General features: G+C 69.7%; 6 protein-coding genes. 5 read left to right on the top strand and 1 reads right to left on the bottom strand.

Going from position 1 to position 5,584, the window contains the following annotated elements:
• Positions 1–293: 293 nt before the first annotated feature.
• Positions 294–1,007 (top strand): metal-dependent hydrolase, encoded by a 714-nt coding sequence (locus AC08OJ_RS18165; RefSeq protein WP_476594461.1) that lies wholly within the window; start codon positions 294–296, stop codon positions 1,005–1,007.
• A 155-nt stretch (positions 1,008–1,162) separates the two neighbouring features.
• Here the strand turns inward: AC08OJ_RS18165 and AC08OJ_RS18160 are convergent, their stop codons facing one another.
• A complete protein-coding gene (locus AC08OJ_RS18160) occupies positions 1,163–1,576 on the bottom strand; it encodes a DUF2784 domain-containing protein (protein ID WP_476594460.1) in 414 nt (137 codons plus the stop codon).
• A 109-nt stretch (positions 1,577–1,685) separates the two neighbouring features.
• On the opposite strand from AC08OJ_RS18160, the gene lipB reads away from it, so the two are divergent.
• From lipB to AC08OJ_RS18140, 4 genes are all read left to right on the top strand, one after another.
• Complete coding sequence (gene lipB, locus AC08OJ_RS18155) at positions 1,686–2,513, top strand: lipoyl(octanoyl) transferase LipB (RefSeq protein WP_476596357.1); 828 nt, start codon at positions 1,686–1,688, stop codon at positions 2,511–2,513.
• A 256-nt stretch (positions 2,514–2,769) separates the two neighbouring features.
• Positions 2,770–3,885: a serine/threonine-protein kinase gene (locus AC08OJ_RS18150; RefSeq protein WP_476594458.1), complete on the top strand. Its 1,116-nt coding sequence runs from the start codon at positions 2,770–2,772 to the stop codon at positions 3,883–3,885.
• Positions 3,870–4,886, top strand: a complete 1,017-nt coding sequence (locus AC08OJ_RS18145; protein ID WP_476594457.1) for a hypothetical protein — start codon at positions 3,870–3,872, stop codon at positions 4,884–4,886. The genes AC08OJ_RS18150 and AC08OJ_RS18145 overlap by 16 nt, the downstream gene beginning before the upstream one ends.
• Positions 4,849–5,484, top strand: coding sequence for an alpha-ketoglutarate-dependent dioxygenase AlkB (locus AC08OJ_RS18140; RefSeq protein ID WP_476594456.1), 636 nt, complete (start codon positions 4,849–4,851; stop codon positions 5,482–5,484). Before AC08OJ_RS18145 ends, AC08OJ_RS18140 begins: the two co-directional genes overlap by 38 nt.
• The last annotated feature ends 100 nt before the right edge of the window (positions 5,485–5,584 follow it).

Genomic DNA, 5,584 nt, shown 5'->3' with positions numbered 1-5,584 from the left:
AGCGCACGAGGTCCTGCTGTTCACCGATCTGGCTAATCCGACCAGCAACGGCGTGTATCAGCAGCTTGGCTTCGAGCCTGTTGGAGACCGCGTAGCGCTGCTCTTCGCGTCAGCACCCGCGCCTGCGAGCTGACCGGAACATCAAACTCGCGGACGACCGGTCTGACGAGCTGGATCGATGACCACACGCGGGGCCTGCTTGCCATGGGACAGCCGAACGTCGCTCGGCGCGCGGCGGCTGGATCGGCTGGATACAGTCTGACGGTGCTGATCATTCAGGTTGAGCTGCCATGATGGGGCGGACCCACGCCCTGAGCGGGGCGGTGGTCTGGCTGGCCGCCGCACCCCTGCTGTCCCGGGAGCAGTGGTTGGGCTCGCACGCGGTGTCCTTGTCCTCGTCCCAGGTGATCGCCGGCGCGGTGGTGTCCGCGGGCGCGGCGCTTCTGCCCGACATCGACCATCCCAACGGTCGGATCGCCAACACCTTCGGGCCGGTCACCCGGGTTATGTGCAGGTGGATCAGCAGGGCCGCCGGTGGCCACCGGCACGCCACCCACTCGATCCTCTTCGCGCTCGGCATGGGTGTGGTCATGGGCCTGCTGGCCGCCCGTTTCGAGTACGGATGCTGGGCCGCGCTGTTCGTCCTCGTGGGCTTCGGGCTACGTGGGCTCGGCCTGGACTTCGAGAAGCACGAGCACTGGTCGTCCGTCATGGACTGCGTGACCGCCGGGGTCGCTGTCTTTCTCATGCACGGCATCGACATGAGCTTCGCCGGCTACGCGGTCACCCTGGGCTGTCTCGCCCACCTGGCCGGGGACTGCCTGACCCCGCGCGGCTGCCCTCTTCTCTGGCCGGTCACCTGGCGGATGGAGACAGTCCTGGTTCCCCGGACGGACGGCAGGATCGAACACTGGGTTGTCGTTCCGCTTCTCGCGGTTGCCGCGGTAATTCTGACCGTGCGAGTCGTGACGGGCGACGCCGTGTCCCACTGGCTCACCGCCGGTTGAGACACCCGGTCCAGCACCCGCTGGGCGGCGCCGGCGTAGGTGGTGTGCCCGTTGGGGTATTCGGGGTGTGCCGGTGGCGGCGTCGTAGCGCTGTGGCGTCGTAGCGCTGTGACGTCGTAGCCGGCCTCGGCCTACCCCACCGCCGGTCATCACGGTCATCGCTGGCCGGGGTCGGATGATGCCGGATCCGGTCCGGTGCCCACCGTCGGTCGGGACCGTCGTCGGTGCAGGTCCAGGCAGACGCGCACGTAGGCAACGACCACGATCAGCGCGGCCAGCGAGCGGACGAGCCAGGTGAGATCGTCCGGGTAGAGGACGCCCGCAAGGTAATGATCGATGAAACCGCCCTGGTAGGCCGGTTGACCATCAAGCCGTCGCAGATACTTCTCCAACGGGGTCAGCGGACAGGTGAACCCGATCGTGATGATTGTTACGCCCCAGATGATGGCGGGCACATGCAGCCAGAGCAGCCAGCGCCGCCGCCGGACCAGCAGCCCACCGAAGATGATGAACGCGATCCCGAGCAGGTGGGCCACCACGACGAGGTCGGCGACAATGTCGTACGTCATTGCTGCTCCCTGTGCGCTACGGTACGCCGACCGCGCGGGATCATCCCGGCCCGGACCGCCGGAACCCGGGCACACGGTGGACCGGGCATACGGTGGAGAGGTGAATGCCGTGAACCCCGTGAATGCTATCGACCGAGTGGATGTCGTCGACGGGGTGGACGCCGTGGACGCCGTGGACGCCGTGGACGGCGTGGACGGCGGCCCGGTCCCGGTGACCTGGCCTGAGACCCTGCTGCGCCTCGACGAGGATCTCGTCGACTACGAGGTTGCCATGGCGCGGATGCGGGTGATGGTGCGGGAACGGATCGACGGCGTGCGGCCGGACACGCTGTGGTTCCTGTCGCATCCGCCGGTCTACACCGTCGGCAAGCGGACCCCGCCCGAGCACCGCCCGCTCGCGGGGCTGGGCATCCCGGTTCACGAGACCAACCGGGGTGGGCTGCTGACGTACCACGCCCCCGGCCAGCTGGTGGGCTACGTGATGTGTCATATCGGCGCAATGAACGCGGTGGTGCCGTTCCTGCGGCTGTTGGAGGCCCGGTTGGTGGATACGGTCGAGGCGCTCGGCATTCCGGCCGAGCGGCGGGACACCCCGCCCGGGTCCGTCGAGCTCACGGGCGTCTGGACCCGCCGGACCAACCGGAAGATCGCGTCCATCGGCCTGCGGTGCACGCGCAAGGTGACCAGCCACGGATTCGCGCTCAACGTCGACTGCGACATGCGGCCATGGGCCTGGGCAACGCCCTGCGGCATGCCCGAGGTGGAGATGACCTCCGTGCAGCGGGAGCTGACCGACGCGGGGCGCGCCGTCCCGAGCATGGCCGAGGTCCGCGAGATCGCCGCCGAGATGCTCGGCGCACGCAACGTCCCGCACCCCCCGGCGCCGAACCTGAGCTCGGGGAACCTGGGTACGGGGACCCGAGCCGGCCGAACCTGAGTTCGGGGGACCTGGGTTCGGGGGACCTGGGTACGGTCGGTGGCCCCTGGACCGTTACTTCCTCCCCTGAATTCGGCGGTCCCACGACGAGTGCGCGATCGGCGGCCTGGTAAGTCGGGATCAGGCCGACCGGGCCGACCGGGCCGGCGGGGAGACATCCACGGAACCCTCACTAAAGTAGCCGTCCAGAGAAGTTGCCCGATGAACGGGCACGGACGGCATGAACGGGCACGGGCGGGGAGGATCGGGGAGGACCGTGGTAGGCCATGCGGGACTGGTCGTCGCCGGCCGTTACCGACTCCAGGATCGCCTCGGGGCTGGCGGGATGGGGGCCGTCTGGCGGGCGACCGACCAGATGCTGCGGGTCGACGTCGCGCTCAAGGAAGTCTCGATCCCCGTCGACTCGACGCCGGGGGAGTGGACCGAACGGATCGCCCGCGCACGGCGGGAAGGGATGAACGCCGCCCGCCTTCGGGGTCATCCCGGGATCGTCAGCGTCCATGACGTGGTCGAGGACGGCGGGCTGCCGTGGATCGTCATGGACCTCATCATCCCGGCTCGGTCGGTAGCGGACCGGCTGCGGGGATCGGGCGGGCTACGGCCGGATGAGACGGCGTCGATCGGAGCCGCGGTCGCCGATGCCCTCGCCTTCGCCCACGCGAAGGGCGTCGTTCATCGCGACATCAAACCGGGCAACATCCTGCTGGCGGAGAATGGCCGGGCACTCGTCACCGACTTCGGTATCGCCGCGCACAACGACGACAGTCGGATGACCGCAGCCGGAGTGGTCGGCACCATCGCCTATGTCGCTCCCGAACGGCTCGGCGGTCAGCCCGCGGACGGACGTAGTGACGTGTTCTCCCTGGGAGTCACCCTCTACCAGATGGTGGAGGGGAGGTTACCGTTCCAGGCCGACACGACCGCCGGGCTGCTCAGCGCGATCCTGTTCGAACCGCCGCGCCCGACCGTGCTCGCCGGTCGGCTCCAGCCGGTGCTGGAGGCGATGCTCGAGAAGGACCCGGCAGTCCGGCTGGATGCCGCGGCTGCCGCGCGCGCCCTCGCCTCCCTCGCGGCCGGGGACCGGCATCACCGGTGCTGGTACCGCCACAGGTGCCAGCACCGGTATCGCCATCGGCACCACCGCTGCCACCGGCACCACCGCCGGCACAGGCACCGACACCGCTGTTGCCACAGGCACCGACACCGCTGTTGCCGCGGGTACCTACGGTCTCGCGACCGGCAACGGCCCTGCTGCCGCCCGTCGGCGAGCCGGAGGCAGGCGGTTCGCGGTGGCCCGACTCCGGGATGCCTGGGACGCCCGGGGCGCCTGGCCGCCCCTCGGGACGGGTGTGGCTCGTGGCCGGGACGTTGACAGCCGTCCTCGCGATCCTGGCCGGGGTGTTCCTCGCCCGCGGTGGTGTCGGCACCCATCCGGGCGACGGGTCCCTGACCGGCACCGCGTCCTCGACGGTGGCCGCGACCGGACCGGAAGACGGCGTCCCGAAGGTATCGCCGTCCGCGGCCGCGAGCGGTGCGGGGAGCGGGGCCGGGACCAGTGCGGGGACCGGGGCGCGAACGAGCTCGGCCACCGCAGCCGGCTTCCCCCGACTGTCCCAGGAGCTCACCGTCGTGCCCTCCTTCTCCGCCGCCGCGCCCGGGGTGTCGCAGTACAGCGCCGACTATTACGCAACTCTCACCAGAAGCCGGCAGGACGGCTTCCTGCTGCGGGTCGGATTCGACGCGACCGGCCGTAGCGACCTGCGGGATCCGCGGACATCCTGCGTGCTGGTCTCGTCGGGTTCTCGCGAGTTCCGGCTGTTTCCCGTCCAGGCCGAGGTGCCGGTGAGCTCCTCCGGACGGTATTCCGGAACACTGACGTTCTCGCTCGCGCTGCCGGGAAGCTACCGTTTCCGCTACTCGTGCCAGGCGGACTACTCGCCTGCGCTCCTCGGCACGGTGACGATGCCGTCGGTGGCGGTGAGCGTTTATGACGACAACTACTTCGTGAATGTGCTGGAGGTGCGCGTCGGAGCCGGTCGGACGGTCGTGTTGTTCGCCGCCGCGGGAGCGGCGGATCTCCGGGTGCCGGCTACGTCGTGCCTTCGGTCGGAAGGCGGGATCCGTAGGCCTGTCGTGGAGCTGAAGACCTCGCGGAAGTCGCTGACGGGGGCGACGTACATCGGAACGATGCGATTCGAGGGGACCCCGCCGGCTACCTTCGTCTATTCCTCGTCTATTCCTGCTCCGATTATTCGCCTGTCAACCTGTGACGGCGGTCGGGTCGGCAGGCCTGTCGCAGACCCGTCTTCGAACGTGTGTTTGATAATGTCGAAGCATGGAGATCGCGGCGTTCCAGGCCTCGTTGCTCGATGACGCCCCGGCGGTCGAGGTCGGTCCACTCGGGACGTCCGTCCAGCGAGTCGGGCTAGCGCGGGGCGCGTGGGTCGATGTGCGGCCCCGCTGGATCGTTGGAGCCGACGTGCTCTTCGAGCGGCTGCGCGATCGTGTCCCCTGGCGGGCGGAGCAACGGACGATGTACGACAGGGTCGTCGACATTCCCCGGCTGCTCGCCTTCTACGACGAGCGTGCGTCGCTGCCCGACCCGGCGCTCGACGCGGCGAAGCGGGTCCTCGACGAGCACTATGCGGCCGAGCTGGGCGAGGGCTTCGCCACCGCCGGGCTGTGCCTGTATCGCGACGGGCGTGACAGTGTGGCCTGGCATGGCGATCGCGTCGGGCCGGGTGGTGTCCGCGATACCATGGTCGCGATCGCCGTCTTAGGTGCTCCGCGGGCGTTGCTGCTGCGGCCTCGGGGCGGGGGCGGTCCGACGATCCGGCACGACCTGGGTCACGGCGACCTGCTCGTGATGGGAGGCAGCTGCCAGCGCACGTGGGACCATGCCGTGCCCAAGACGGCGCGGCCGGTGGGGCCGCGGATCAGTGTTCAGTTCCGCCCGCGCGGCGTGCGCTGAGCCGTTGCCCCTCAGCGAGCGGAAAGCCACGGAATATCCGGCCTCGGACCACCACCACCCGCCGGCAGGTCGCCTCCCACCATCGGATCCCGGGCAGGGC

Source organism: Frankia sp. CgKIO3, assembly GCF_977946435.1.
Note: the sequence above shows the minus strand (reverse complement) of the source record. Positions and strands in the feature narration are given on the sequence as shown.

What these genes read in the sequence shown, in the direction of transcription:
- AC08OJ_RS18165 (WP_476594461.1), top strand. Translation starts at nt 294, where the DNA reads ATGGGGCGGACCCACGCCCTGAGCGGGGCGGTGGTCTGGCTGGCCGCC.
- AC08OJ_RS18160 (WP_476594460.1), bottom strand. Translation starts at nt 1,576, where the DNA reads ATGACGTACGACATTGTCGCCGACCTCGTCGTGGTGGCCCACCTGCTC.
- AC08OJ_RS18140 (WP_476594456.1), top strand. Translation starts at nt 4,849, where the DNA reads ATGGAGATCGCGGCGTTCCAGGCCTCGTTGCTCGATGACGCCCCGGCG.